We start from the raw sequence: 24797 nt of genomic DNA, 5'->3' as shown, positions 1-24797 counted from the left end.
TCCTAGGCGCGGCTGTGAGGGTTGTGCGGGGCGGGTTGTGCGGGCAGACCACTGCCGGTCCAGCCGCCGGCGGGGCGGTCGAACCACAGGTGGACCTGGCCGGTGCCGATCGAGTTCTCGTACTCGCCGTACTGGCGGGCCGTGGCGACGCAGGCGCGCTCACCGAGGGCGCCCGCCATCATCAGGTAGTGGAAGAACTTGGCCTCGGGCTTGAACTTCCAGAACTCGTCCATCGTGTCGATGACCTTGTCGTGGCGGCCCTCCTTGAACCACGCGATGCGTTCGAGGTCCGCCTCGCGCGCCTCGTCGGTGAAGATGTGCGCGGGGTCGCTCGATTCGTGGTCACGCAGTTGCCGCAGCGGCCAGAAAGTGTGCGACAGGGCGCCCGAGGCGATGAGCAGGACGCGGCGGCCCGGGGTGGCGGCGATGCCGTCGGCGAGCGCTCGTCCGAGGCGCAGGTGATCCTCCATGTCACCGGTCTGGCAGACGCCGATGGTGACCCACTTCTTGTCGGGCAGGCCCTCGCCGAGGAACTTCCACAGGTTGGTCGTGGCGTAGTAGATCGGCAGGTACGGGTCGTCGATCGCAGTGATCCAGGTGCCGTGCTTGTCCGCGGAACCGGCGATGTTCTGGGCGAGTTCGGGGTCGCCCGGGAAGTCGTAGGGCATCCGGCACATGCCGCGGGGGAGCTCTTCGGAGGTGAAGAGGCCGGCCCGGCGCTGCTGTGCGGTGACGACGAATTCGACGGTGGTGGCCCAGTGCGAGTCCAGGACGACGACGGTGTCGTAGTCATGGGGGGCATCGCGCTCGAAGACGTCGCGCCGCAACTCGTTCAGTCCGGTGACGAGGGTGATCTCCTTGCCCTCGTTCAGTTCCAGGCGCGTCTCCCGCGGGAGCACGACGGTGGGCACGTGGGCGAGCAGCCCCGCCCCGACGATCTCACCCATGGTCCTGCCAGCCCTTCGGCGCCGTCACGGTGTTCTTGAGGTCGCAGTAGAAGTCGAAGCTCCAGGTGCCTCCCTCGCGGCCCACTCCGGAGTGCCGGGAGCCGCCGAAGGGGGCTTGGAGGTCACGCACGAAGAAGCAGTTGACCCAGACGGTGCCGGCGACGAGCCGGTCGGTGACGCGCGCGGCGCGCCCGCGGTCGCCGGTGACGACGGTGGCGGCGAGCCCGAATCGGGTGTCGTTGGCCAGGCGGACGGCCTCGTCCTCGTCGGTGAACGTCTGCAGGGTCAGAACGGGGCCGAAGACCTCCTCCTGAACGATCTCGGAGTCCTGGGCGACGTCGGTGAGCAGGGTCGGCGCGTAGTACTGGCCTTCGCCCCGTCGGCCGCCGATGACGGCGCGGGCTCCGGCCGCGAGGGCCCGCTGGACGAAGCCGTCGATCTTGTCCAGCTGACGGGTGTGGATGTTGGGGCCGATGTCGGTGCTCTCGTCGCGCGGGTCTCCCTGCCGCAGGGCCGAGGCCTTGTCGGTGAAGCGCCGCGTGAACTCCTGCGCGATCGTCTCCTCGACGAGGATGCGGGTCGCGGCCAGGCAGACCTGTCCGGCGTTGTCGTACTGCTCCACGGCCAGGTCGACGGCGAGGTCGAGGTCGGCGTCCGCGAAGACCAACAGCGGTGACTTCCCGCCGAGTTCGAAGCTGGCGGGCACCAGGTTGGCGGCTGCCGCGGCGGCGATGGTCTTCGCGGTGGGCACCGATCCCGTGAAGCTGATGCGGCGCACGTCGGGGTGGGAGACGAGGGCGCTGCCCGCCTCGGCGCCGTAGCCCTGCACGACGTTCAGGACCCCGGCGGGAAGCCCGGCCTCGGCGGCGATGTCGGCGAACAGGGACGCGGTGAGGGGCGACCACTCGGCGGGCTTGAGGATCACGGTGTTGCCCGCGGCGAGGGCCGGGGCGATCTTCCAGGTGGCGAGCATCAGCGGCGCGTTCCACGGGGTGATCAGCACGCAGGGGCCCGCGGGGTCCCAGCTGACGTGGTTGGTGTGGCCGCGGGTGTCGAAGTCGTCGTGGCCGAGGCCCACGAGCCAGTCGGCGAAGAAGCGGAAGTTGTGTGCCACGCGGGGCATCACTCCGCGCCGGTGCGAGCGCAGGAGGGCGCCGTTGTCGTGGGTCTCGACGATCGACAAGTCCTCGATGCGCTTGTCGACGGCGTCGGCGACGGCGTGCAGGATCCGGGCCCGTTCGGCGCGCGGGGTGGCCGCCCAGCCGGGGAAGGCCGCGCGGGCCGCGGCGACGGCGGCCGACGCTTCTGTCGCAGTACCGCGGGCGATCTCGCCGAGGACGCTCCCGTCGATCGGCGAGACGTCCACGAAGGTGTCGGCGGAGGCGACGCGTTCGCCGCCGATCCAGTGCCGGGTGTCGACGGTGACACCGGCCACGGTGAGGGTGTGTTCGCTCATTTCCAGTCTCCAAGTGGCTTGTGGTGGGCGGGAGTCACTCGGCTCCGGAGGTGCCGGACTCGAGCAGCGTGCCGCCGTCCCACACCACGCCGACCTGCCGGTAGTACGCCCCGATCGGCTCCCTGATCTCCAGTCGGGCCAGTTCCTCGGTGGGTGCCTCGAACAGCTCCAACTCCGCGTCACCGGCCCACGCCTCACCGGCCTCGAAGGACGCGGCGCCGGTCTCGATCAGCTCGTCGAGAGCCAGTCCCTTGCCCTTCTCGACGGAGGGCAGCCAGCGGTGGTGGGCCATCGGGTGGCTGTTGACGAAGCCGTTGGTCTCGGACGGTTCGCGCAGGGTGACCACGGCCTGGGCCAGACGGCGGTCGGCCGCGGCGAGGGTCACGCCGAAGCGGGCGCCGGCTTCGATCCGCGGGGCGGGCCCGTAGGGATGCGGGCGCGTCTGGTGGATGGAGCCGAGCTTCTTCGGGTAGCCCTGGTGCAGGCCGCGCGCGACGGCGAAGTCCTTGTCGACCCAGATGTACACGCAGCGCGAGTAGGTGCGCCCCTTGTACTGGCAGCGCACGACCGCGAAGGCCTCCTTGTACTGGGCGAGCACGGGGTCGAGCAGCTGGCTCCCGTCCGCGGCACAGGACTGCCAGTCGGCCCAGATCAGCGCGACGGCGCCGGGGTCCTCGTCCGCCAACTCCAGGGGTTCGGGCAGGAGTTCGCGCACCCGGGCGGGGTCGGTGCGGTACTCGACGGTGAGCAGGTCGCCGGAGTAGTGCCACGGCGGGGAGGGGATCAGCGAGGCGTCGCCGGTCGCCGTCTTGGGGTGGAAGTATCCACGGACGCTGGCCATGACTGGGGGTTCCTTACGAGATGAGGGCGGGCTGCGCGAGGAGCTGGGCGCGGTAGCGGGCGGCGCCCGTGGTGGTGGCGGGGCCGCCGAGCGCGACCACCCCGACGAGCCGGTCGTCTCTGTGGTAGCCGACGAGGACGTCACCTTCCGGGTCGCCGTCCAGGACGCGCACGTCGGCGATGCCGAGAGCGGGCGCGCCGAACGACTGCAGCCGGAACTCGTGCTGGTCGCTCCAGAAGGTGGGCAGCGGGGCGAACGGCGCGGGTTGCGCCACGGTGCCGACGAGATGGGCCACGAGGCTCTTGGCGGCGTGCTTGGCGGTGTCGGTGGGGATCGACCAGTGCTCGACGCGACGGGGTACGCCGTCGTAGCGGGCGTTGGGGAAGCGGGCGACGTCACCGACGGCGACGACGTTCGGGTGGCCGCCGACGCACAGCTGCTCGTCGGTCAGCACTCCGTCGGACAGATCCAGGCCGTTGCCGTCCAGCCATTCGGTGTTGGCGACCGAGCCGACGGACTCCACGACCACATCGGCCGGAAGCACCGTCCCGTCGGTCAGGACGACTCCGGTCACCCGGCCTTCGCCCTCGAAGCCCGCGACACCCGCACCGAGGGCGAAGCGCACGCCGCGTTCCTCGTGGCGCCGGCGCAGGGAGCGGGCCAGGAGTTCGCCGAGCGGGCGCAGCATCGGCAGCGGTTCGGGGTCGACCACCGTCACCTCGGCGACGCCGAGGCCCTTGGCTGTGGCGGCGACCTCGCAGCCGATGAAGCCCGCGCCGATCACGACCACGCGAACGCCCGGCCGGATCAGTTCGTCACGCAGGCCCCGGGCGTCGGCGAGGGTGCGCACGGTGTGCCGGCCGCTGCCGGGACCCGAGGGACCGTCGCAGCGCAGCCTGCGGGGCCGCATGCCGGTGGCGACGACCAGGCCGTCGAAGGCGAGTTCCGTGCCGTCGTCGAGTCCGACGACACGCTCGTCGAGGCGCGCTGAGGCAACGGTCGTGCCCAGTCGCCACTCGACGTCCGCCGCGCTCGCCCGGGGCGTGAACGCGAGCGACTCGAAGGATGTGGTTCCGGCGAGCACGTCCTTGCTCAACGGCGGCCGGTTGTACGGCATATGGGGCTCGTCACCGATGACCGTGATCGCACCCGTCCAGCCGGCCGCGCGCAGCTGTTCGGCGGCGCGCAGGCCGCCCATCGAGGCGCCTGCCACGACGACGCGCCCCGGGGTCCGGGGGGCGTGAGCCGTCTCGGCCATGTCAGGCCTCGATCCGGATGGCCTGCAGCGGACAGACGTCGGCGGCTTCCTCGACCTCGTCGCGCAAGGCTTCGTCGGGGTCGCTGACGTAGGCGAGGCGCCCATTGTCGTCCAGCTGGAAGACGTCGGGGGCCGAGAAGACGCACTGTCCGTGGTCCTGGCACTTGTTCATGTCGACGACGACCTTCATGGCCGGTCCTCCTGGAGGTGAGGGCGTCGGGGCGCACTGAGGGAAGTGGGGCCCGGCTCCATGGCCGGGCCCCTGCCAAAGGGGTACGGATGGCCGCACTCCCCAACTCGTTTGGCTTCAAACAACATAGGAAGCGAACGGACCCTGGTCAAGAGCTATCCAGATGGATAAATTCTTTTCCCGCACCCCTTGCGGAGAGGGGCGGCCGCCCATACCGTTTGGCACCAAACAACGGGGTGGACGTCGGTCTGGCGTCCGTACCCCGACGCCGGACCCGCGCCGGGCGGGCCACCCCGCCCGGCTGCCGGCCACCACGCCCCCGTTCACATCCGCCGAGGAGACATCGGTGAGCGCTCAAGACACCCCAGAAGTCCGCACCGCCATGGACCGGCTCGCCGCCGACGGCATCGACGTGGTCCGGGTGACGTATCCCGACCTGATCGGCACCGACCGCGCCCGTGACGTCCTGCTCGATCATCTGCCCTCGGCCTGCGACCACGGCCTCGCCTTCTGCCGCGCCGTCTACCACACCACCCCTCAGGGCGGCGTGGTCCCGGTCCGCGGCGGCCTCGACGCGGGCCTCCCCGACGTGACGGTACGACCCGACCTCTCCACCGCCCGCGGCCTGCCCTGGGAGCCGGGCGTCGCCTGGTGCCTGGGCGAGACCACCGACCCCGCGACCGGCTCCCCCAGCCCCGAGTCCCCGCGCGACCTGCTGCGCTCGGTACTCGCCCGCTGCGAACAAGCGGGGCTGCGACCTGTCGTCGGCCCCGAGCTCGAGTACTTCCTGCTAGAACAGGACACGGCCGCGCCGACCGGCTGGCGCCGCTACGGACAGGGCGTCGCCGGAGTGGTCTACACGGCCGGACTGCGCGCCGACGCCGACAACCACCTGCTGCCCACCCTGCGCAAGCTGCGCGACCTCGACATCGGCGTCATCAGCGCGAACCACGAGTTCGACGCGGGCCAGTTCGAGATCAACCTGACCCACTCAGGAGCGATGGACGCCGCCGACCGCGCCTTCCTCTTCAAGTCGGCCGTCAAGGAACTCGCCCGCAAGGAAGGGAAGCTGGCCACCTTCATGGCCAAGCCCTTCAACGACGCGGGAGGCTCCGGATTCCACCTCCACTTCTCCGGCGAAGCCGCCGGTGACTCCGTCGCCGAGGAGGGCCGCAACGTCTTCGACGACCCCTCGGGCGCCTACGGTCTGTCGGACACCGCCCGCCACGCCATCGCCGGCATCCTCGCCCACGCACCCGCGCTCGCGGCCCTGCTCAACCCCACCGTGAACTCGTACAAGCGCTTCGGACCCGACACCCTCGCGCCGTGGCTGATCGACTGGGGCCTCGACAACCGCAGCGCCATGGTCCGCATCCCGCCCGAGCGCGGCTCCGGCGCCCGCCTGGAACTCCGGCTCGGCGACGCCAGCGCCAACCCCTATCTCGCGACCGCGGCGCTGTGCGCCGCCGCTCTCCTCGGCATCCAGGACGGCAAGGAGCCGCCGGCGCCCCTGCAGGGCTACGGCTACGACCCCGAGAAGTCCCAGCTGCTGCCGACGACCCTGCCCGCCGCGCTCGACGCCCTCGAAGCGGACGACGCCCTGACCGAGGTCCTCGGCAAGGACTTCACCCAGTCCTTCCTCACCTACAAGCGCGACGAGGTCGACCGCTTCAACCACCACGTCACGGACTGGGAGTTCACCGAGTACTCCTACCACCTCTGACCGGCCGCACCCCCTTCAGGAGCACCCTCATGACGAACCCGACCGACGCCATCGACCCGACCGAGCCCCTGGCGCTCGCCGACGTCGACCTCGCCGACCTCGACAACTTCACCGACGGCGTCACCCCCTGGCGCATGTTCCACACCCTGCGCCACGAGGACCCGGTCCACTGGCAGCCGGAAGAGGCCCCCAACTCGGGCTTCTGGGCCGTCACCCGGCACGAGGACATCGCACGCGTCGACCGCGACGCCGAGACGTTCACCTCCACCAAATTCGTCAATCTCGAAGAGGTCGACGACGACCAGATCAAGAAGCGCGCCTCGATCCTGGAACTCGACGGCGTACGTCACCGCGCGATGCGCAGCCTCCTCCAGCGCCAGTTCGGCGCGAGCGTCATCAACAGCTACACCGACTTCCTGCGCGGGCTGACCGCCCAGACCCTGGACGCGGCGCTCGCCAAGGGCAGCTTCGACTTCGTCAAGGAGGTCTCCGCCGACTTCCCCATCAACGTCCTTGCCCGCCTCCTGGACGTGCCGTCCGAGGACAACCAGCAGCTCATCGACTGGGGCAACCGCATCATCGGCAACACCGACCCCGACTACGCGGACGTCCTCCTCGGCAGCGAGGAGAGCGAGAAGTACCGCGACCTGCCGTTCCGCTCCCCCGCATCCCTGGAAGTCTTCGAGTACGGGCGTGAGTTGGCCCGTCAGCGACGCGGCAAGACCGGCACCGACCTGGTCTCCAAGCTCGTCAACGAGACCCCTCGCGATGGACTGCCGCTGTCCGGACAGGACTTCGACAACTACTTCCTGCTGCTCGTGGTCGCCGGCAACGAGACCACCCGCCACACCATCACGCACTCCATGCTGGCGCTGCTCCAGCACCCCGAGCAGCTGGCCCGCCTCCAGGAGGACCCTTCCCTGATCCCGACGGCGGTCGAGGAGTTCCTGCGCTGGGCGTCCCCCGTCTACCACTTCCGCCGCACCGCGACCCGCGACGTCGAACTCGGCGGAAAGCAGGTCAAGGAGGGCGACAAGGTCGTCATGTGGTACGCCTCCGGCAACCGTGACGAGAAGGTCTTCGGCAACCCGTACGACTTCGACGTCACCCGCGCGGACAACGACCACGTCACCTTCGGCAAGGGAAGCCCGCACCTGTGCCTGGGCAACCTGCTTGCCCGCACCGAGATCCGCATCATGTTCGAGGAGCTGATCCCGCGCCTGGCAGGCATCCGCCTCACGGGCGAGGTCCCGCGCGTCCGCTCCAACTTCGTCAACGGGATCAAGAAGCTCCCCGTGGAGGTCACCCTCGCCTGACACGTTCTCCCTGGCTGTCAGTTGCCGCACAGACGCTGCGCGAGATCGGTCAGCTCGCGCAGCCGCACCACCCGCCCCCGAACCCTGGCAGCGGGACATGCAGTGGCTCATGGCAGGCGACTTCAGCGCGTCACAAACCCCTGTCGGGCACGCAGCGCCTCGTGTCAGAATCCGCGCATGTCGGTTCGATACCCGCGCCCCTTGCGTCCCGGTGACCGTATCGGTGTCACCTCTCCGTCGAGTGGTGTCTCGAAGGAGATGAGTGAGCGCCTGCGGGTCGCTGTCCGTGAGGTGCAAGGCCGCGGGTACGAGGTGGTGGTCGGGCGCTGCATGGACGGGTCCCGGCACGTCAGCGCCTCGGCCGCCGATCGTGCCGGCGAGTTGATGTCGATGCTGACCGATCCCGCCATCAGGGCGGTCGTCCCGCCGTGGGGCGGGGAGACGGCGATCGATCTGATCCCTCTGCTCGACTGGGACCGGCTGCGCGAGGCCGAGCCCACGTGGTTCGTCGGGTTCTCCGACATCTCGACCCTCATCGCGCCGCTGACGCTGCTCACCGGCACCGCGACCGTCCACGGCAACAACCTCATGGACACGCCCTATCGCGTACCCGAGGGACTGCTGACGTGGCTCGACATCGTCGAGGCTCCCCCGGGCCACCGCTTCACGCAGACTCCGCCCGGCCGTCACCGTTCCAGCGGCTTCGACGACTTCGCCGTCTTCCCGGACGTCCGCGAGTACACGCTGAACGCCCAGGGCACCTGGACCCGGCTCGACGGCAGCGGTGACGTGGACGTCGAGGGGCGGTTGATCGGGGGCTGCATCGAGACGATGTGCGATCTCGCGGGAACCCCCTACCTCGATGCCTCGGCCTTCGCCCGGGACGAGGCTCCCGACGGACTCCTCATCTATGTCGAGGCGGCCGAGGACAATGCGTTCACGATCTGCCGAAACCTGCACGGCATGAAGCTCGCCGGTCTCTTCGACCACGCGAACGCGATCCTCGTCGGCCGGACCAACGCGCCGGACCGCCGTACCCTCACCCAGCACGAGGCCGTGCTCGACGCACTCGGCTCCCTGGACGTGCCGATCATCGCCGATCTGGAATGCGGCCACCTGCCGCCCTACATGCCCATCGTCAACGGCGCGCTCGGCCGCATCGTCCACACGTCGACCCGAAGCGAACTCACGCAGACATTGGCCTGACGACGCCGGCGGGAGGGCCCGGGCCCGTCGGCCCGGAACGCTCCCGCCCGAACACCCGCCCACTGCCCCGTCGGGGCGAGGTGACGGGATCCGGCGCACGGTCGGACGTCCCTGGACAAAGAAGACCGAGCGGGCCGTTCAGCGCCCGTCGGTGTCGTCGACACGGAAGCGGAGTCGGCAGATCACCGCGTCGGTGTCGCGGCGTACCGCGTGCGCGACGACGGAGCCGCGCTGGTTCTGCAGGAGACGCTGCCAGAGGCGCGCCGACTCGGTTTCGGGGATCAGTACGGTGATCTGGGAGTCGGGGCGGGCGGCGGTCAGCTCGCGTACATAGGCCGAGACGGGCCGGCCGAGGCCGCGCGTGGGTGAGCCGAGCTCGACGAGGTCGACCCCCGGGTTCCACAACTCCCAGTCCCGGTACAGGGCTTCGGCCTCGCGACGATCCTCCGGAGCGGGGTGCGTGACGGTGATCGCCAGCACTTCGTCGCCCAGCGAACGGGCCGCGGTGAGCGCCTTGCACGTCAGCTTGGACAGACCCGAGACGGGTACGACGACCACCGAGCGGGCGCGCCTGGGCGGTTCGGGGATGCGGCCGAGTTCGAGGCGCTGGCCGATACGGCCGTACGCGCGATGCACCCGCTCGAAGCCGAGGACCAGCAGTGGCAGGGCGAGGACGATGAGCCAGGCGCCCTCGGTGAACTTGGTGGCGGTGACGACCGCTCCCGCGACGCCGGTCAGCAGGGCGCCGAAGCCGTTCAGGACGGCCTTCCGTCGCCAGCGTTCGACCCGGCAGCCGTACCAGTGCCGGACCATGCCGACCTGGCAGATGGTGAAGCCGATGAACACGCCGATCGCGAAGAGCGGTACGAGAGTGTTCGTGTCGCCGCCGGAGAGGACCAGCAGGAGCGCGGAGACCAGGGCCAGCGCGAGCACCCCGTGCCGGTGCACCTGCCGGTCGGCCTTGAGGGCGAACACATGCGGGAGGTGGTTGTCGCGGGCGAGCAGGCTCGTCAGTACGGGCAGTCCGCCGAAGGACGTGTTGGCGGCGAGTGCGAGGAGGACCATCGTCGCGAACTGCACCACGTAGAAGGCCACGTTGTGGCCGAGCGAGGCGTCCGCGAGCTGTGCGAGGACCGTCACGCCTTGGACCGGCCGGAGATGGAAGCGGCCGATGAGGAGGGACAGGCCGATGAGCATCACGCCGAGGAGAGCGCCGAGCGCCACCTCTGTGCGCTGGGCGCGCCGGGCGGCCGGGGCGCGGAAGGACGGCACCGCGTTGGCCACGGCCTCCACCCCGGTGAGGGCGGAGCAGCCGGCCGCGAACGCCTTGAGCAGCAGCAGGGCTCCCACGGTGGTGGCGCTGTCGCCGAGAGCGGAGGTGTGGCCGTCGGCCGAAGCGGTGCTGACCGGGCCGTCGCGGAGGAGCCCGACCACGATCATCGCGAGGACCGAGCCGACGAACAGGGCGGTCGGCAGCAGGAACGCCCTGGCCGAGTCGACCACGCCGCGCAGGTTGACGGCCGTGACCAGGACGAGGACGCCGAGGCAGATCCAGGTCCGTCCGCCGTAGAGCTGCGGGAAGGCCGAGGTGAGTGCGGCGACACCGGCGGTGACGGAGACGGCGACGTTCAGCACGTAGTCGAGGATCAGGGAACCGGCGGCGAACAGGCTGGTGCGACGCCCGAGGTGCCGCTTGGCCACGGCGTACGCGCCGCCGCCGTCCGGGAACGCGGCGATGACCTGACGGTACGAGGCCACCAGCACCGCGAGCAGCGCGGCGATCGCCAGCGTGACGGGAAGCGTGAACCCCATCCCGTAGGCACCGGCCACGGCCAGCACCAGAACGATCGACTCCGGTCCGTACGCCACCGAGGCCATCGCGTCCAGCGACAGCGCGGCGAGCCCCTGGAGGGCGGTGAGCTTGTGCCGGTCACCGGCCCGGGAAGCTGTCGCTCCGGGGGTATCAGGCGGCTCCTCCACTCCGTCGCCGCGTTCCGCCGTTTTCGCGCCGCCTGTGTGTACGACCATGTTGCTGGTCCTCCGATCGAGCAATCCGAGGACCAGCGTGGATGCCGTGCGGCAAGGGGCCCAGCCCTCTTGCCGTGATCCATACGCGCGCCGGAGCACTCTTCACGCGCCGCATACGTCGCGATACGAGGCGATGCTCACCGGCCGCCGCCACAACGGTCACGACGCGCTGGGCGCGCCCGGCTCCACGGCACCGGGCGAGCGTCCCGCCCCGCCCTTCAGGCACCCTTCGCCGGGCGTGTGATGTCCAGCGCCGCACCCGTCTGATCGGCGAGTGTCACGGCGACGAGGCGGGCCTGGCGCGACGGGACGGGGCCCGGTCCGGGCGTGAGCATGTAGCGGCCCAGGTACTGGCCGTTGCCGTACGCGCGCAGTTCGATCTCGCCGTCGGGCCAGCCCCCGCTGTCGACGTCCCAGCGCCTGCGGCCGACGACCACGTTCCCGTCCTGTTCCAGGCGCGGGGGCCGCCCCAGGAGAGTGCCGTACTCGAATCGGCAGCCGCGCAGTCCGAGCAGTTCGGTCAGCTGGTCGCGCACATGGCCGACGACCGCGTCCGCGGAGGTTGTCGACTGGGCGAGATCGGCGGTCCCGTGGATGCGCGCGAGGTACTCCGCGTCCGTCACCGTGACCACCTTCAGCCGGCGCGCGCGGGCCGCGAGCTGAGACACGATCACTCCGACGACCAGGAGCAGCACCGCCGTCCCGACGTCGCCGGAGTCGGTGATGCTGAACCGCTGGTACGGGCGGGTGAGGAAGAAGTCGAACCAGGCCGCCGCCGACAGTGCCGCGACCGCGCCCGCCACACGACTGCCGACGGCCGCCACGGCGACGACCACCACGACCAGGATCAGGGCGGCGTTGGTGGCCGAGAGGCCGGTGCGGAAGGGAATCAGCACGAGCGCGACGAGGAAGGGACCGACGAGGCCCGCGGCCAGTGCGATCCGGTCCCGCACGGGGTAGCCGGTCAGCGGGTTGCCGGTCATACGCGTCGCCTCCAGCTCTCGGGCACCGCCCCCAGATCTACGTATCACGGGGGTGCTCCGCCCGCCCCGCGAAGTGCGGGGGCAGCCGCGTGACCTGCCTTCCTTTCCAGTGTGCTGCGTGGCGTGAACACCGTCCATCGCCCGGTCGCGACCTCCGCCGGTTGCACTCCGTCGCCGTGCCGATCCTCCGGCCCGTGGTGACAATGGGCGGCACGGACGAGGGGCGCCGTTCCTCTCAGCGCGGAGCCGGGCGTGGGCCTGGCTCTCGCGAGCTGTGGACGTCGGCCCCGGCGTCCGTGCGATGGCCGGGACCCCGGGCTGGGCAGCACGTCAGGAGTACACCGATGGCCACCACCCACGGGCCCCGTACGGGTCGCCTGCGCGCGTGGATGCTCGAGGGCCTGTCCGACATGGCCAAGACCACCCCGCAAGGGGCGGACACCACGACGGAGCCGTCCCACAAGGGGCAGCCCTGGTGGCGCGTGATGTGTCTGACCGGCGTCGACTACTTCTCCACCCTCGGCTACCAGCCCGGCATCGCGGCTCTCGCGGCCGGTCTGCTGTCGCCGGTGGCGACCATCGTGCTCGTGATCGTCACTCTCGTGGGCGCGCTGCCGGTGTACCGCCGCGTCGCCGAGGAGAGCCCGCACGGCGAGGGCTCGATCGCGATGCTGGAGAGGCTGCTGTCCTTCTGGAAGGGCAAGCTGTTCGTCCTCACCCTGCTCGGCTTCGCCGCGACCGACTTCCTCATCACCATCACCCTGTCGGCGGCGGACGCCTCCACCCACCTCGTGGAGAACCCCCATCTGACGGACACCCTGCACAACAAGCAGATGGTCATCACCCTGTTCCTGGTGGCCCTGCTCGGCGCGGTGTTCCTCAAGGGATTCCTGGAGGCGATCGGCGTCGCCGTCGTCCTCGTCGGCATCTACCTCTCGCTCAACGTCGTGGTGGTGGTGACCGGCCTCTGGCACGTGATCACGAAGGAGCATGTGATCACCGACTGGTCCACGGCGCTCACCGCCGAACACGGCAACGCGTTCGCGATGATCGGGGTCGCCCTGCTGGTCTTCCCCAAGCTCGCGCTCGGCCTCTCCGGCTTCGAGACCGGCGTGGCGGTCATGCCTCACGTGAAGGGCGACCCCACCGACACCGAGGAGCGGCCGACGGGCCGTATCCGGGGCGCCAAGAAGCTGCTGACCACGGCCGCCGTGATCATGAGTGTGTTCCTCGTCTGCACCAGCTTCGTCACCACACTGCTCATCCCGGAGAAGGAGTTCGAGTCCGGCGGCCAGGCCAACGGCCGGGCGCTCGCGTATCTGGCGCACGAGTACCTGGGCAGCGCCTTCGGCACGGTCTACGACATCTCCACCATCGCGATCCTGTGGTTCGCGGGCGCCTCCGCGATGGCCGGACTCCTCAACCTGATGCCCCGCTACCTGCCGCGCTACGGCATGGCGCCGCACTGGGCCCGCGCCGTACGTCCGATGGTGATCGTCTTCACCCTGATCGCGTTCCTGGTGACCTGGATCTTCGACGCCGACGTCGACGCGCAGGGCGGCGCCTACGCGACCGGTGTTCTCGTCCTGATCTGTTCGGCCGCGATCGCCGTCACCATCGCCGCGCGCAAGGCCCGGCAGCGCAACTGGGCCATCGGCTTCGGCATCATCTCGGCGGTGTTCCTCTACACGACGGTCGTCAACGTCATCGAGCGCCCGGACGGCGTGAAGATCGGTGCCTGCTTCATCGCCGGCATCATGCTTGTCTCGTTCCTCTCCCGGCTGGCCCGCGCCTTCGAACTGCGAGTCACCCACGTCACGTTCGACGACATGGCCGAGCGCTTCGTACGCGACATCGCCAGCCGCAAGGTCAGGTTCATCGCGAACGAGCCCGACAACCGCGACATCGCCGAGTACCGCGAGAAGATCGACCAGATCCGCCACGACAACGACGTCCCGGCCCAGGAGGACTTCGTCTTCGTCGAGGTCACGGTGCTCGACCCGTCGGAGTTCGAAGGAGACCTGAACGTACGCGGCGAGGTGCTGCACAGCCGCTACCGGGTCCTCAGCCTGGAGGCCACCTCCATCCCCAACGCCCTGGCCGCCCTGCTCCTGCACATCCGCGACACCACCGGCCGAGTCCCTCACATCTACTTCGAGTGGACCGAGGGCAATCCCCTCGCCAACTTCCTGCGCTTCTTCCTCTTCGGCCAGGGCGAGGTGGCTCCCGTCACCCGCGAGGTCCTGCGGGAGGCGGAACCCGACCCGGCCCGCCGCCCCCACGTCCACGTGAGCTGAACACCCCGAGGGTGCGGGGCCGCCCGCCGTCACTCAACTCAGGTCCGGGTAGCCGTAGGTGGCCCAGTTCCCGATCACCCGCTGTCGCACGTCGTCGGGGAACGAGTGCGCGAACGAGGCCGTGACGCCCACGGCCCGGCCCTCGAACTGCCCGGGCAGCAGACAGCTCATGACGGACTTGCCGCCCCTGCCCGTGCGCACCTCTTCCTCGGTGAGGTACGGGACCATCGGGATACCCGGCGCCTGCGGGTAGACGTACTCGCCCGTGCCCGGGTGGTAGCGGGTGGCCATGGCCCACACCAGCTGGTCGATGTCGGTGATGTCGATGTCGTCCGCGACGAGCACCACCTTGGGCACCAGCCATCCCGTGTGCGAGCCGAAGAGAACCCCGGCCACCGCGTCCGCCAGCTCCTTCTCCCCCATCCCTGTCTCCGCAAGGCGCCGCGTGTCGACCGAGACGGCGATCCAGCAGGTCGCGGCCTCGTACGAGCACCAGGCCATGGACACCGGCAGACCGGCGGAACGCAGGACATCGAGGGACGTGGCCGAGATCATCGTGCCCCAGATGGTGTGGTTCTCCTCCGGCGGCAGACCGGCCACGCACACAGGGAGGATGGCCTTGTTCCGGTGGGTCACCGCCTCGACGTGGAAGACGGGCTGCGGCTTGCTGCCGGTGAAGGAGTACCCGTGGTACTCCCCCATCGGTCCTTCGGGCGCGGTCTCGTCGTGGCTGATCCAGCCTTCCAGAACGATCTCGGCGTTGGCCGGTACGTAGAGGCCGTTGGTCTCGGTACGGACCACCTCCACCGGGCTGCCGGTCAGCGCGCCGACGTAGCCGTCCTCGTCGACCCCGGCGGGCAGCGGCATGCCCGCGGCGGCGAGCGCGGCGGGCGGGGCGCCGAGCACCATCGCCCAGGGGGTGCGCTCGCCCTTCTCCCGCCACATCTGGTGGATCATTCCGATGTGCTGCTGCGGCATGGCCGGGCCGACCAGGGTGTCACGGGTGTTGAGCATGGTGCGGGCGACCGACCAGCTCGTCCACGCCCCGTCCGGCGTGCGCACCACGTGGAAGCCGTATGTGCCGAGGTAGCGGCCGCCGTCCTGTTCGTGGAGCAGCGGAACCGGGAAACTGCGGAGGTCGACCTCGCTTCCGCGCACCACGTTCTCCTTGCAGGGGCCTGTTTCCACGACGCGTGGGACGAGGGGGTCGGTGTGCATGGCGGAGACGAGGTGTTCCAGCAGGGCGCGGGGTGCGGTGTCGCGCGGCAGTCCGAAGTGCGTGGCGATCCGACCGTAGGCTGCATCCTTCAGCGGGCTCAGGCCGGCGGGCGCTCCGAGGATCCTGAATCCCGCGTCTCCCTCGGTGAGGTTGCCGAACAGCGGGGCGGCGCTGCGTGTTTCGTAGACGCGACGGGTGATGGCACCGGCTTCGAGAGTGGGGCTGACCGGCTCCTGGATGTCGACCGCGTCTCCCGAGTCGAGCAACTCCTGGACAAAATCACGGAAGTTGAGCGCGCTGCCGTGCTGAGTCATGGCACATCCCTTTCTGGATGAATGAATTCGGCCGGACGAATGGGCGCCCTCAGGCACCCTTGACGTCCCGGACAGGTCCGCCGGGTGCGGCCACCCGCAGGCCCTGCCATCGCTCGGCCACGGGCATGTCCAGGCCGAACTGGTCGAGGACGCGCGCCACGATGTGGTCGACGAGGTCCGCGACGGAGGCGGGGTGGTTGTAGAACGCGGGCACCGGCGGCATGACCGTGGCGCCCATGCGGGTCAACTCGAGCATGTTCTCCAGATGCACGGCCGACAGCGGGGTCTCACGCGCCACCAGGACGAGGCGCCGCCTCTCCTTGAGCATCACGTCCGCCGCACGCCCGATCAGGCCGTCGCCGTAACCGGTCCGAACGGCTGCGAGCGTCTTCATGCTGCACGGCACGACGACCATGCCGTCCACGCGGAAGGACCCGCTGGAGATCGACGCTCCCTGGTCGTCGGGGCTGTGGCACACCGACGCCATCGCCTGCACCTCGCGCACGCTGAGCCCGGTCTCCTGGGTCAGGGTCGCCCGGGCCCATCGGCTCACGATCAGGTGCGTCTCCACACCCAGTTCACGCAGCACCTCCAGAAGCCGTATGCCGAAGGGCGCGCCGGTCGCTCCTGTCATCGCGACGACGAGCTTCACGTCGCCACCTCCGTCTCACGTCAACCCCCGCGGCAAACAAGGACGTACACGTCCTACTGCGTCGAAGGTATAGTACGTGTACGTCCTGATCAATTCCGAAAGGGCAGCGCAGAGCGATGAACGGAACCGGCACACCGGCCGACGGCACCTCCGCCACCCTGCACGCCGCGCTCGACGGGCTCGGCCCCCTGGCGCGCCAGCTCGGCCAGATCCACACCCGCCTGTGGCACGAGCAGGTCCACCAGGACCTGACCGGCCCCCAGTTCACCGTCCTGGGCCTGCTCCGGACCCACGGACCCATGGATCAGGGCACGCTAGGCGCCCTCGCCAGCCTCGACAAGTCGACCGCGGCACCGATGCTGGAGCGCCTCAAGCACCGAGGCCTGGTGGCGATCACGAAGGACGACAAGGACCGGCGGCGCAAACTCGTCACCATCACCGAAGCCGGCCGCGAGCTGGCCACGACACTCGCCCCCGCCGTCGTCGGCATCAGCGACGAGATGCTGGCCCACTTCAACCCCGTCGAGCGAGACCAGTTCCTCAGCCTCATGCGGCGCGTCGTCGAGGGGGCGAAGCAGTAGCCAGGCGGCGCCCCGGCAGTCCCGTCAATCGGACGATGTCAGAGCTTCCCGCGCGGCAGTGAGGATCTCCTCGGAGAGCGGGAATTCCCTGGTGGCGCGGGCCAGGACGAGTGCGCCGACCATCGTGCACAGCCGGGCCACACCGTCCTGATCGTCGGTGGCGAGCCAGTCGGCGAAGTCACCGACCCCCTCGCTGTACACGCGGCGGGCCTCACGGTCGCCCGACCCACGAGCCATGTCGGAGGCGAGGGCGGCGGCGGGACAGCCGTCCGCCGAGTTGTCGCGGTGCGCGACGGAGAGATAGCCGTCGATCAGCGCCTGCTGCGCCGCATCGCGCCGCCCGTCGCTCTGCTCGAGGCCGGCCGCGCGACGCCGCGTGAGCTCGTCGAACGCGTGGGCGGTGGCTTCGTCGACGAGCGCCTCCTTCGAGGCGAACTGCTTGTAGAAACCACCGTGGGTCAGACCGGACGCCTTCATGAGCTCGGCGACGCTGACGTGCGTCCCCTGCTCCCGGAACAGCCGGGAGGCGTTCTCCACGACACGCCGGCGGTTCTCCAGCGCTTGCGCCTGCGATACGCGGCCCATCGGCCACCTCCCCGTACTCACCTTTGGATGTCAGTTGCCATCTATCCTAGACCCGGTTTAGATTATGTACGTAATCTACTGGGCGGACCCGAATCCCGGGCCCCCGAACCACTGGGAGCGGACATGGAACTCAAAGGCGCGGTAGCAGTCGTCACCGGGGCCAACCGAGGGCTGGGCCGCCACTTGGCCGACCAGCTCGTGCAGCGCGGAGCGAAGGTGTACGCGGCGGCGCGGCGCCCCGAGACCGTGGACCTCGCGGGCGTCACCCCGCTCCGCCTGGACGTGACCGACGAAGAGTCGGTCCGGGCCGCGGCCCGCGTCGCATCCGACGCGACACTGCTCGTGAACAACGCCGGGATCTCCACCGGCACGACTCTCGTCACCGGCGAACTGGACGCGGTACGTCGCGAGCTGGAGACGAACTTCTTCGGACCGCTCGCTCTGACGCGGGAGTTCGCCCCGGTCATCGAGGGGAACGGCGGAGGCGCGGTGCTGAACGTGCTCTCCGCACTGTCCTGGCTGCACCCGGCCGGCCTCGGGTCCTACGCGGCGACGAAGGCCGCCACCTGGGCACAGACGAACGCCGTGCGTGAGGAGCTGGCACCCCGAGGCATCACGGTCACCGCCCTGCACGTGGCGTACATGGACACCGACATGGCCGCCCGTGTCCCCGCCGACCAGAAGGTCGACCCCGCGGACGTGGCAGCACAGGCTCTCGACGCCGTGGCGGACGGCCTCCCCGAAATCCTCGCCGACGACGTCACACGACAGGTCAAGCGAGGTCTGGCCGGCGCGTGAACGCGGCTTGAGGCCGACTGTCCCCCGACGGTGGCCGACATCCACATGCCCTTCGCACAGGCCGTGTTGACAGCGCCGTCCTGCCTGTTCCGATCACGCTTGCGGCCACGGAGAGGGCGCGTGCCCCTCGCGAGCAAGTGCACGGAGCCCGGGTTCCGGTCGGACCGAGACAGGTCCTCGCCGTCCCGATGGACTGGCGCCCGGATCACGACGTCCGCCCCTGATCGAGATGTCCGGCGATTCGGATACGGGATGCACGGGAGTCGGTCCACGCACAACGCACTCAGCGGGGGTCGTTGCGCCAGATGAAGATCTCCGTGCTCGGCTGACGCTCGGAGAACCGGCCCGACGGGGAAGCATCACTCAGGAGTCGCCGCAGATCCGTCTCGAATGCGTCGCGGCGCGTGCCGAAGAGGTGCGGCGCCGAGAACGACATCGAGAACACCCCGGCGACCAGATCGTCCACGGTGCGTTCCAGCGGCTGTCCGCCGGGCACGACATGGCGCTGCGGACCGACGAATCCCGCCCGGGTGAACACCGCCTCCTCTCCACCCGGCGTGCCGTGCGGGAGAACGCTCCGGCCCGCCCGACGGACCGGCCCGAGATACTCCTTCACCAGCTCGTCGACGGCCGGCCAGGGCGCCGCCGGAGGGGGCGGCCCCCCGAGGATGCGCGCCTCCGTACCCGCACCCACACCCGTTCCTGTCTCCGCCTCCGTGTCCTTCTTCAGATCCGAGATGTGCACGAGCGCGCCGCCGGTCTTGAGCATGTCCTTGACGGTCACGGCGACCAGATCGCGATCCATCCAGTGGAAGGACTGGGCGAAGGTCACGACGTCGAAGGTGCCGAGCCCCGCCGGCAGATCCTCGGCCCGGGCCCGGACCCACCGCGCCTTCCCCGCCACACCCTGGTCGGCGGCTTCACGCGCGGCTTCGGCGACCATCCCGCGGTCCGGGTCCACTCCGACCATCTCGCTGAACAGCTGCGCCAGGCTCAGCGCGATGACGCCCGGTCCGCATCCGACATCGAGGAGCCGCCCTCGCCCGTCAAGCTTCAGAACCTCGGCGAGCGTGCCCGCCAGCCCGGGGGCGTACGGCAGCCGCCCGCGCCGGTAGTAACGAGCGGTCCCCTCGAACAGGCTGTCGTCCCACTCCCAGCCCGTGTCCATTTCCGCCCGCCGCCCCTCGAAGAGTTCCCGCATGTGTCCGGCGGCCCGATGATTCCACGACTGGGTCCGGTGGAGGCTGGTGCGCCAACTCCCAGTCCCAGACGTCGACATCGCACCTACCCGCAACCCGAGTCCCCACGCCATGATTTCGATCATGGGTGATCCGTGCGCTTCGCCCTAGCATTGCGCGCCGTGAACAGACACCCGATGCGCAAGAAGCTCGTCCCCCTCGGCGTGGCGGGCGCCCTCACCGGCGCAGTGGTCGCCGGGGGCGCCCTCTGGCCGGACACCGAGGCCACGGCGGCGGCGGACGGCGCTCAGCAGCGTGCCGTGGCAGCGGAGCTCAAGCACTGGCCGGAGCCCGCCGCGACGAAGCTGGCCGAGGTCATCGCCGCGCATGACCACCAGGGCGCGTACGCGGTCTTCGACGCGGACAACACCACGTACCGCAACGACCTGGAAGAGTCCCTGCTCCCCTTCCTGGAGATGAAGGGCGTCCTGACCCGCGACACCATGGACCCGTCCTTGAAGATCATTCCTTTCAAGGACACGGCCACGCACAAGGAAACGCTGACCGAGTACTACGCCCGCCTGTGCGACATCGACGACCAGGTCTCGTACCCGTGGGCCGCGCAGATCTTCTCCGGGTTCACGCTGAAGCAACTCAAGGGATACATCGACGAGTTGCTGGCCTACGACAAGCCGCTGCCCGGCGGGGTGAAGCCGCCGCAGTTCTCGACGGGCATGCAGGAGCTCTACCGCACGTTGAGCAAGCACGGCATCAAGGTGTACGTGGTGAGCGCCGCGAGCGAGGACCTCGTACGGATGGTGCTCGCCGACCCCAAGTACGGCTACGGTGTCCGGCCCGAGAACGTACTCGGAGTCTCCACCCTCCTCAAGGACCGCAGGACCGGTGAGGTGACCAGCTCCCGCAAGGAGATCGCCGCCGGCCACTACGACCGGGCGAAGCTCGCCGACCACGAACTGACGCCCACTCTCTGGGCACCGGCCACCTGGTACGAGGGCAAGCCCGCCGCGATCAGCACGTACATCGACGCCTGGCAGAAGCCCGTCCTGGCCGCGGGCGACACCCCGAAGAGCGACGGTCCGATGCTGCTGCGGTCGACGGACGTGGAGCACGGCGGCGTGCGCGTGTGGGTCAACCGCAAGGACAAATACATGAAGGAGATCAACGGCATGAAGGCCGCGGGCGCGCAGCGCCAGAAGGAGCTGGGCCAGAAGGTGACTGCGGACAAGCGGTGGCTGACGGTGACGCCGGAACAGATCCACTGACACCGGCGATGTCCGCGTGGCCGCGTTCCGTGAGGAGCGTGGCCATTTCGGTCCCGGCCCTCTCTGCCTTGTTGTCCCGGCCTGACTTTCCCGCCTTACTGTCTCGGCCCAGCTATTTCGGGCGCGGCCGGCTCGGGCGCGGCCGTTCGTGTGGTGCGGCCGCCCCCGGCGGCGCGGGCTGCGAGACCGCGTCGATCAGGAGGGGCAGGAAGGTGACGGCCAGTTCCTCGGGTGCCAACTGGTCCGGTTCCACGAGGCTTTGGGCCAGGGACCCTTCGTGGACGGCTGTCGTGAGGCGGGCCAGGGAGTCCAGGTCGATCGTGGGGCTGCGGCCGATACTGGCGAAGAGGCGGGCCAGTATGCCGGCGATCTCCTCGCGCAGTCCGCGGTCGCGCTCCGCGAGGAGGCGCGCCGTCTCGGGGTGCCTGATGGCGTGCAGGGTGAACTCGGTGGACAGCAGGTACCAGCGGCGCTCGGCCGCGTCGACGGTGCCCGTTCTCGCGAGCACCGCCCGCACGGGGTCGTCCGAGTCCTCGAGGTCCGCGACGGCCTGTGTCAGGCGGTCGACGACGCTTCGGGCGTGCAGGTCGAACAGGGCGAAGAAAAGCTCTTCCTTGTTGCGGAAGTTGGAGTAGAACGCCCCGCGCGTGAGCCCCGCCCGCTCACTGATCATCTCGATCGAGGTTCCGTAGAAGCCGCGCTCGGCGAACGTCTCCTGCGCCGCTTCCAACAGTCGCGCCGTCGTCTGCGGGCGACGCCTTGTAGGCCCCTTCGGCAACGCGTTTCTCCCCGCCCGTTGACACCCCGATGTGACCCGCACCACGATACAGCACCGTATCGGATACATGTCTGTATCCCATACGGTGCTGTATCGCATACGGGTGCCCCCACCCCTTGTCCGGTTCAGCGCCGCACGCACACCTGGTGTCGTTCGGCGCTCACGAGGAGGCAATCGATGGACACGTTCGCCGCGACAACACCGCCCCCCACCGGCATCGGGCCGGTACCGCCGGGGTTCAAGGCGATGCTCCCGCCCACCTTCGATTCGGTGGAGCAGGAGAGGCTGCACCGCAAGCAGGAACTGGCCGCGGCCTTCCGGCTGTTCGGCAAGTTCGGGTTCTCGGAGGGCGTGGCGGGACACATCACCGCGCGGGACCCGGAGAACCCGCGGTGGTTCTGGGTGAACCCCTTCGGTATGAGTTTCACTCAGATCAAGGTCTCCGACCTCGTCCTCGTCGACCACGACGGCAACGTCGTCGAGGGCAGCCACCCCGTCAACCGAGCCGCCTTCTGCATCCACTCCGAAGTGCACAAGGCCCGCGAGGACGCAGTCGCCGCGGCCCACGCCCACTCCGTCCACGGCAAGGCGTTCTCCACGCTCCGCCGGCGGCTCGATCCGCTCACCCAGGACGCCTGTGCCTTCTTCGAGGACCACGGGCTCTACGAGGACTTCCGCGGAGTCGTCAACGACACCGAGGAGGGCCGGCGGATCGGTGAGGCGCTCGGCCCGCACAAGGCCGTCATTCTCGCGAACCACGGCTTGCTGACGGTCGGTCAGAGTGTGGCCGAGGCCGCCTGGTGGTTCATCACGATGGAGCGGTCCTGCCAGGCGCAGCTCCTGGCCATGGCGGCCGGCACGCCGTACCCCATCGACCGGGACACGGCACTCCAGGTACGGGAGCAGATCGGCAGCCCGCTGTCGGGGTGGTTCCAGCTCCGGCCGCTGTGGGACCAGATCATCGAGGAGCAGCCGGACCTCTTCGACTGACGGCTCCGGCCAGCCCTGGGCTCACCGGCGGTGCGGCGCGGCTCGGTGCGCGGCGATCACCGCCCACGGAGCCGCGCCTGCTCGCGGTGGAGCGTGACGGACACCTACGCGGTCACGAGTACGTCCAGTAGTCACGCCGCGGCAGTTCGACCCATCTGTCCGGTGGCCCGGTGACGGCGCGCGCGTCGGTCAGTCGCAGGCCCGCCCAGGCGCAGGAGTAGGCCACCGCGTTGTGCTGAAAGAGGTAGGAGAACAGAACCTCCTCCGACGTGTCGCCGTGGTCGGGTCCGCCGCCCGGGTGGAGGTCCGAGCCTTCGATGACCCCGTCGCGGGCGATGATGCCCTGATTGCCGCTCTTGGGGTTGGCGTACAGGCCGTAGCAGTGGGTACTGGCGGACAGCAGGGTCATCACACCTGGCATCTGGGGCGCATAGCCCCAGGGCTGGGTGACGACGCAGCCGCCGGGCACGGTCGTCACTCCTATGACCTGGAGGCTCTCGTCCATGTCGTAAGCGTAGGGGTCGTCCAGCAGTTCTTGCAGGTCCTCGCTGTCCATGGGCTTCGCTTCCAGGCGGCGGATCGCCTCCTCGGCGTCGATCCCGGCCACGCAGGCGAGGCCCGTGCCCTCGTAGTGGAAGGTGCCCAGAGCGTCGACGAGGCGTCTGCCCTCGCGGGCCACCTTCTGCTCCGCCTCCGAAAGTCCGCGTTCGCCCTCGGCCAACGGGAACAGATCCGGTGCCGGTCCGGCCAGGCTCAGCCGGCCGGGCGACCAACCGCCGAACTGGGGTCGCCAGGGATCGGCCCCGGCGGCTGCCAACGCCCGTGCGTTGTCCTGCCTGTTCCCCATGACCGCCTCCCACAATGCGGTCGTCCCGTCGTCGAGCGCGTCCACATCCCGTACGCGTCGCGCCAGTTCCGCCACGACCTCCGGCGAGCCGAAGGCCGCCGCCCGGTGCAACGGCCGGCCCCCGCCCCACACTTCGGGATCGGCACCGTGATCGAGACGCCGCCGGATGTTGTCGGCGTCCTGCCAGTCCTCCCACCTCACGTCCGACCAGCCGCTGTCGACGTGTGCCATCGTCCGCCCCTCCCGTACCTGCACGAGCGGTCCGTCGCACCGCCCCCGTACGAACACCATCGCAGAGGGGTCTGACAACGCAGGCCCCTCCGTGGGCGATCAGCCGATTCGTACGTCCGTCGAGCGCGACGGGACGGCGTCGAGCGAGGCGACCGTCGCGTCGCCGAGCGTGATCGCGCCCGCGGCGATGTTGGCCTCGAGATGACCGGGGTCCGCGGTGCCGGGGATCAGCAGCGTGTTCGGGGAGTGCTGGAGCAGCCAGGCGAGGCCGACCTGCGACGGCGTACTGTCGAGGGACTGCGCGGCAGCCAGGACCGCGGGCTCCTCGGTCACCTTCGGAATGCCGGGGAACGCACCGCCGAGCGGGAAGTACGGCACCCAGGCGATTCCCTCGGCGGCACACATCTCCACCATGCTCTCGTCGTCGCGCGCCACGAGACTGTACGCGTTCTGTACGCACACGATGCCCGCCGGGATCGCCCGGCGCAGACCCTCGGCCGTCACACTGCTCAGGCCGATCGCGCCGATCATGCCCTCGTCGCGCATCGCGGTCATGACCGCGAGCTGGTCGTCGATGTCGACCACCTGGTCGCCCTCGGCCCGCAGCCCGGGTCCGGAGTCGAGCCGCCGCAGGTTGACGACGGGGACCTGGTCGACACCCAGGGATTTGAGGTTGTCCTCGACGCTCGCCCGGAGTTCCTCGGGCCGCTGCGCGGGACGCAGAGGGAGGCGGCCGCCCGGATCGGGATCGGCACCGACCTTGCTCACGACGAGTACGCCGTCCTCGGGGCGCAGCGCCTCGCGCAGAAGCCCGTTGACGAAGCTGTCGCCGTAGAAATGGGCGGTGTCGACGTGGTCGACACCGAGCTCGATCGCGCGGCGCAGGAGGGCAAGAGCTCCTCCGCGGTCGTCGCACAGGCGCTCCAGCTGCATCGCGCCGAAGCCGACGCGCGAGACCGTGCGGCCCGCGAGCTGTCCGGAGCCTCCGGGGCGTGCCGCGCCCGTGGCCGTGGTGTCGGAAGAGGATGTGCCGACGGTCGTCATAGGAAGTGGCTCCTGTGGGACGATGGGCGTAAGCGGAGGACCCTCCGCTCTC

22 protein-coding genes are annotated in these 24797 nt (G+C 69.9%); 8 read left to right on the top strand and 14 right to left on the bottom strand.

Translation table 11 applies throughout. The annotated features are described in order from the left end of the window. Positions 1 to 2: 2 nt before the first annotated feature. From ACFC96_RS38390 to ACFC96_RS38370, 5 genes are read right to left on the bottom strand one after another with little or no spacing between them, the layout of a single operon-like run. Positions 3 to 947 carry a 3,4-dihydroxyphenylacetate 2,3-dioxygenase gene (locus tag ACFC96_RS38390; protein ID WP_376260956.1) on the bottom strand — a complete coding sequence of 315 codons (945 nt, stop codon included), beginning with the start codon at positions 945 to 947 and terminating at the stop codon, positions 3 to 5. Beyond that, on the bottom strand, positions 940 to 2403 hold the full coding sequence (locus tag ACFC96_RS38385; RefSeq protein WP_340456808.1) for an aldehyde dehydrogenase: 1464 nt from the start codon (positions 2401 to 2403) through the stop codon (positions 940 to 942). The genes ACFC96_RS38390 and ACFC96_RS38385 overlap by 8 nt, the downstream gene beginning before the upstream one ends. Before the next feature lie 34 nt (positions 2404 to 2437). Next, positions 2438 to 3244 carry an acetoacetate decarboxylase family protein gene (locus ACFC96_RS38380; RefSeq protein WP_376616863.1) on the bottom strand — a complete coding sequence of 269 codons (807 nt, stop codon included), beginning with the start codon at positions 3242 to 3244 and terminating at the stop codon, positions 2438 to 2440. A 13-nt stretch (positions 3245 to 3257) separates the two neighbouring features. Next, positions 3258 to 4502 carry an NAD(P)/FAD-dependent oxidoreductase gene (locus ACFC96_RS38375; RefSeq protein ID WP_376616861.1) on the bottom strand — a complete coding sequence of 415 codons (1245 nt, stop codon included), beginning with the start codon at positions 4500 to 4502 and terminating at the stop codon, positions 3258 to 3260. A 1-nt stretch (position 4503) separates the two neighbouring features. Next, on the bottom strand, positions 4504 to 4692 hold the full coding sequence (locus tag ACFC96_RS38370; protein WP_340456811.1) for a ferredoxin: 189 nt from the start codon (positions 4690 to 4692) through the stop codon (positions 4504 to 4506). Positions 4693 to 5038: 346 nt separating this feature from the next. On the opposite strand from ACFC96_RS38370, the gene ACFC96_RS38365 reads away from it, so the two are divergent. The 3 genes from ACFC96_RS38365 to ACFC96_RS38355 all read left to right on the top strand — a co-directional run bounded on the left by ACFC96_RS38365 (position 5039) and on the right by ACFC96_RS38355 (position 8937). Then, the gene (locus ACFC96_RS38365; protein WP_340456812.1) at positions 5039 to 6415 is read left to right on the top strand and encodes a glutamine synthetase family protein; all 1377 of its coding nucleotides are present in this window, start codon (positions 5039 to 5041) and stop codon (positions 6413 to 6415) included. 29 nt (positions 6416 to 6444) lie between these two features. After that, entirely contained in the window at positions 6445 to 7731 is a 1287-nt protein-coding gene (locus ACFC96_RS38360) for a cytochrome P450 (protein ID WP_376616859.1), read from the top strand. Between the two features lie 177 nt (positions 7732 to 7908). Then, entirely contained in the window at positions 7909 to 8937 is a 1029-nt protein-coding gene (locus ACFC96_RS38355) for a S66 peptidase family protein (RefSeq protein ID WP_340456814.1), read from the top strand. A 138-nt stretch (positions 8938 to 9075) separates the two neighbouring features. Here the strand turns inward: ACFC96_RS38355 and ACFC96_RS38350 are convergent, their stop codons facing one another. Then, positions 9076 to 10965 (bottom strand): APC family permease, encoded by a 1890-nt coding sequence (locus ACFC96_RS38350; RefSeq protein ID WP_376616857.1) that lies wholly within the window; start codon positions 10963 to 10965, stop codon positions 9076 to 9078. Between the two features lie 218 nt (positions 10966 to 11183). Beyond that, positions 11184 to 11948 (bottom strand): DUF4118 domain-containing protein, encoded by a 765-nt coding sequence (locus ACFC96_RS38345; RefSeq protein ID WP_376616855.1) that lies wholly within the window; start codon positions 11946 to 11948, stop codon positions 11184 to 11186. A gap of 344 nt (positions 11949 to 12292) precedes the next feature. Here ACFC96_RS38345 and ACFC96_RS38340 point away from each other — a divergent pair, with 344 nt between their 5' ends. Then, the gene (locus ACFC96_RS38340; RefSeq protein ID WP_340456818.1) at positions 12293 to 14245 is read left to right on the top strand and encodes an amino acid transporter; all 1953 of its coding nucleotides are present in this window, start codon (positions 12293 to 12295) and stop codon (positions 14243 to 14245) included. Positions 14246 to 14278: 33 nt separating this feature from the next. On the opposite strand, the gene ACFC96_RS38335 is transcribed toward ACFC96_RS38340, so the two are convergent. Together ACFC96_RS38335 and ACFC96_RS38330 are read right to left on the bottom strand one after the other, a co-directional pair. Then, positions 14279 to 15778, bottom strand: a complete 1500-nt coding sequence (locus ACFC96_RS38335; protein ID WP_376616853.1) for a UbiD family decarboxylase — start codon at positions 15776 to 15778, stop codon at positions 14279 to 14281. Positions 15779 to 15827: 49 nt separating this feature from the next. Further along, positions 15828 to 16430 (bottom strand): non-oxidative hydroxyarylic acid decarboxylases subunit B, encoded by a 603-nt coding sequence (locus ACFC96_RS38330; protein ID WP_376616851.1) that lies wholly within the window; start codon positions 16428 to 16430, stop codon positions 15828 to 15830. 116 nt (positions 16431 to 16546) lie between these two features. On the opposite strand from ACFC96_RS38330, the gene ACFC96_RS38325 reads away from it, so the two are divergent. Then, positions 16547 to 17011 (top strand): MarR family winged helix-turn-helix transcriptional regulator, encoded by a 465-nt coding sequence (locus ACFC96_RS38325; RefSeq protein WP_376616850.1) that lies wholly within the window; start codon positions 16547 to 16549, stop codon positions 17009 to 17011. A 24-nt stretch (positions 17012 to 17035) separates the two neighbouring features. Here the strand turns inward: ACFC96_RS38325 and ACFC96_RS38320 are convergent, their stop codons facing one another. Continuing rightward, positions 17036 to 17596, bottom strand: a complete 561-nt coding sequence (locus ACFC96_RS38320; protein ID WP_376616848.1) for a TetR/AcrR family transcriptional regulator — start codon at positions 17594 to 17596, stop codon at positions 17036 to 17038. Positions 17597 to 17719: 123 nt separating this feature from the next. Here ACFC96_RS38320 and ACFC96_RS38315 point away from each other — a divergent pair, with 123 nt between their 5' ends. Then, a complete protein-coding gene (locus ACFC96_RS38315; protein ID WP_376260942.1) occupies positions 17720 to 18394 on the top strand; it encodes an SDR family oxidoreductase in 675 nt (224 codons plus the stop codon). Positions 18395 to 18677: 283 nt separating this feature from the next. Here ACFC96_RS38315 and ACFC96_RS38310 read toward each other — a convergent pair whose 3' ends face one another. Continuing rightward, positions 18678 to 19562 carry a class I SAM-dependent methyltransferase gene (locus tag ACFC96_RS38310; protein WP_376616889.1) on the bottom strand — a complete coding sequence of 295 codons (885 nt, stop codon included), beginning with the start codon at positions 19560 to 19562 and terminating at the stop codon, positions 18678 to 18680. A gap of 192 nt (positions 19563 to 19754) precedes the next feature. Here ACFC96_RS38310 and ACFC96_RS38305 point away from each other — a divergent pair, with 192 nt between their 5' ends. Continuing rightward, positions 19755 to 20855, top strand: a complete 1101-nt coding sequence (locus ACFC96_RS38305; RefSeq protein WP_376616846.1) for a haloacid dehalogenase-like hydrolase — start codon at positions 19755 to 19757, stop codon at positions 20853 to 20855. Positions 20856 to 20967: 112 nt separating this feature from the next. Here the strand turns inward: ACFC96_RS38305 and ACFC96_RS38300 are convergent, their stop codons facing one another. Beyond that, on the bottom strand, positions 20968 to 21585 hold the full coding sequence (locus ACFC96_RS38300; RefSeq protein WP_376616844.1) for a TetR/AcrR family transcriptional regulator: 618 nt from the start codon (positions 21583 to 21585) through the stop codon (positions 20968 to 20970). Positions 21586 to 21810: 225 nt separating this feature from the next. Here ACFC96_RS38300 and ACFC96_RS38295 point away from each other — a divergent pair, with 225 nt between their 5' ends. After that, the gene (locus tag ACFC96_RS38295; protein WP_376260936.1) at positions 21811 to 22623 is read left to right on the top strand and encodes a class II aldolase/adducin family protein; all 813 of its coding nucleotides are present in this window, start codon (positions 21811 to 21813) and stop codon (positions 22621 to 22623) included. 112 nt (positions 22624 to 22735) lie between these two features. Here ACFC96_RS38295 and ACFC96_RS38290 read toward each other — a convergent pair whose 3' ends face one another. Beyond that, positions 22736 to 23701: an ankyrin repeat domain-containing protein gene (locus ACFC96_RS38290; protein WP_376260934.1), complete on the bottom strand. Its 966-nt coding sequence runs from the start codon at positions 23699 to 23701 to the stop codon at positions 22736 to 22738. 99 nt (positions 23702 to 23800) lie between these two features. After that, positions 23801 to 24745: an aldo/keto reductase gene (locus ACFC96_RS38285; protein ID WP_376616842.1), complete on the bottom strand. Its 945-nt coding sequence runs from the start codon at positions 24743 to 24745 to the stop codon at positions 23801 to 23803. Positions 24746 to 24797 lie beyond the last annotated feature (52 nt).

This window comes from Streptomyces sp. NPDC055955 (assembly GCF_042270245.1).
GTDB lineage: Bacteria > Actinomycetota > Actinomycetes > Streptomycetales > Streptomycetaceae > Streptomyces.
Note: the sequence above shows the minus strand (reverse complement) of the source record. Positions and strands in the feature narration are given on the sequence as shown.